Genomic DNA, 2,474 nt, shown 5'->3' with positions numbered 1-2,474 from the left:
CGGCTCGATCAACACCCACTCCGCATCCGTCAATTGCGCTCGCGTCACGTAACACGGTCTACCGGATCAGGACCCGCCGCGAGGGTGAATCGCGCAGATTGATCACGACCGAATACGTGCCCTAGAGCCGGCCCGGCTGCGTCGCACGCTGGCCGGCTTGCCGCTGCCGAAGGCGGCCGACGGCCGGATCGTGCTGGCCGTCGACGTGAGCAACTGGCTCCGCCCTGACGCCCCCACCAGCGACGACCGGCTCTTTTGTCACGTTTACGGACGTGGAGACCGCAAGACGGACCAGTTCGTTCCCGGCTGGCCGTATTCCTTCGTCGCCGCCCTGGAAACAGGCCGCACCTCCTGGGTCGCGCTGCTGGACGCCGTACGCCTCGGGCCGGCCGACGACGCAACCGCCGTCACCGCCGCCCAACTGCGCGATGTCGTCGAGCGGTTGAAACAGGCCGAACAGTGGCAGCCGGGCGACCCGGAGATTCTGATCATGATGGACTCCGGCTACGACGTCGCCTACCTCTCCCACGCTCTCGTGGACCTTCCGGTCGTGCTGGTCGGGCGCCTGCGCTCGGACCGCGTCATGCTCCGCGACGCGGGCCCCGCACGCTCCACCCCGAAAGGCGGGCGCCCGCGTCGGCACGGTGGCGTCCTCACCTTCGCGAAGCCCGAGAGCTGGCATCAGCCCGAGGTCACCACAGTCACGGACACCACCCGCTACGGCACCGCAGAGGCGATCGCGTGGGACCGGATGCACCCCAGGCTCACCCACCGCGGCCCATGGCTGGACCACGCCGAAGAGGAACTGCCCATCCTCCACGGGACGTTGGTGCGGTTGAAGGTCGAGCGCCTGCCGGGCGACCGGAACCCGAAACCGGTCTGGCTGTGGTGCTCGGCCACCGCTGCCACCGGCGCCGACGTGGACCGCTGGTGGCAGTCGTTCCTCCGCAGATTCGATCTGGAGCACACCTTCAGGCTCATGAAGCAGACGCTCGGCTGGACCGCCCCGAAAATCCGCCACGCCGACAGCGCTGACCTGTGGACCTGGCTCGTCATCGCCGCCCACGCCCAACTCCGCCTTGCCCGGCCGCTGACCGAGGACCTCCGCCGCCCCTGGGAGCGGCCCACCGAGCCCCGCCGCCTCACCCCCGCCCGGGTGCGGCGGGGGTTTCGCAACATCCGCCCGACTACCGCTCGCCCAGCAGCGGCACCGAAATCGTCCCGGCCGGGCCCGGGACGGCCTCCCGGCTCGAAGAACAAGCAACGGGCCACACGTCACGACGTCGGAAAGACGGTCAAACGCGCCGAGTCGATCAAGGAACACCAAGCCCGACGAGGATAAATCCCAAGCTGAGCGGACGGCGGGTCCGCTTCGAAGCAAGCGACCGGGCGCTCCTGGCCGCACTGCTGCAGGGTCTGCCGACGCAGGTGCTGCGTCGGATGCGGTTGCCGGTGCGGCCGGACACCGTGCTGCGCTGGCACCGCGACCTGGTCGCCCGCCGTCACGCCGCCCGGTCCCGTCCGAAGCGCCCAGGCCGGCCGCGCACCGTACGCTCCATCCGCGCCCTGGTCCTGCGCCTGGCCGCAGAGAATCCGGGGTAGGGGTACCGGCGCCTTCACGGCGAGCTGCTCGTCCTCGGCGTCGAGGTGGCCGCGTCCACCGTCTGGGAGATCCTCAAGGAGGCCGGGATCCCACCAGCGCCCGAGCGGACCTCCAGCACCTGGGCCAACTTCCTGCGCTCCCAAGCGGACGCACTCCTCGCGTGCGACTTCTTCGAGATGGCCACCCTGTCCGGGGCCCGGCTGTACGTGCTTGCGGTGATCGAGCACGCGAACCGCCGTATCCGGATCCTCGGCATGACCGCTCACCCGACGGCGTCCTGGGTGGCACAGGCGGCGAGGAATCTCGTCATGGATCTCGAGGACGCCGGCTGTCGGGCTCGCTACATGATCCGGGACCGGGACGGGAAGTTCCCCGAACTGTTCGACGCCGTCCTCGCCGACGCGGGGATCCAGGTCGTGCTCAGCGGAGTCCGCATGCCGCGCATGAACTCCCTCATGGAAAGGTGGGTGCAGACCTGCCGACGAGAACTGCTGGACCGCACCCTGATCTGGGACCAGCGCCACCTCCTGCACGCCCTCCGCGAGTTCGAGACGTTCTACAACCAGCACCGGCCGCACCAGGGCATCGCGAACGCCCGGCCCCTCCGCGCCCTTCCCGCACCGATCGACGACCCGGAGCAGATCGCCCGTATCGATATACGCAGAAACGACCGACTCGGCGGCCTCCTCCACGAGTACCAACATGCCGCCTGACCTCGATGGATGAGGTTTTCGGCAAGCGCAAGATCTTGGTGGCTAATTCCAACTGCTATGCAGCTAGGGATAGTTGGAGTCTGGCGAGGTGGCTGTGGCTGACTCGGTCGAGGGGGTGGCCGTTCCACCAGGAGTGGAGGCGGATGAGGTTGAGGGCG

General features: G+C 68.9%; 2 pseudogenes. Both read left to right on the top strand.

Annotation, left to right across the window (positions count from 1 at the left end):
- Positions 1 to 133: 133 nt before the first annotated feature.
- Positions 134 to 1,342, top strand: a pseudogene (locus KV557_RS41600) (NF041680 family putative transposase); the annotation flags it as partial.
- Between the two features lie 98 nt (positions 1,343 to 1,440).
- Positions 1,441 to 2,316, top strand: a pseudogene (locus KV557_RS41595) (integrase core domain-containing protein).
- Positions 2,317 to 2,474: the final 158 nt, after the last annotated feature.

Origin of the sequence: Kitasatospora aureofaciens (assembly GCF_019192735.1) — a bacterium.
Classification (GTDB): domain Bacteria; phylum Actinomycetota; class Actinomycetes; order Streptomycetales; family Streptomycetaceae; genus Kitasatospora; species Kitasatospora aureofaciens_A.
This window is presented reverse-complemented; position numbering and strand designations above follow the sequence as displayed.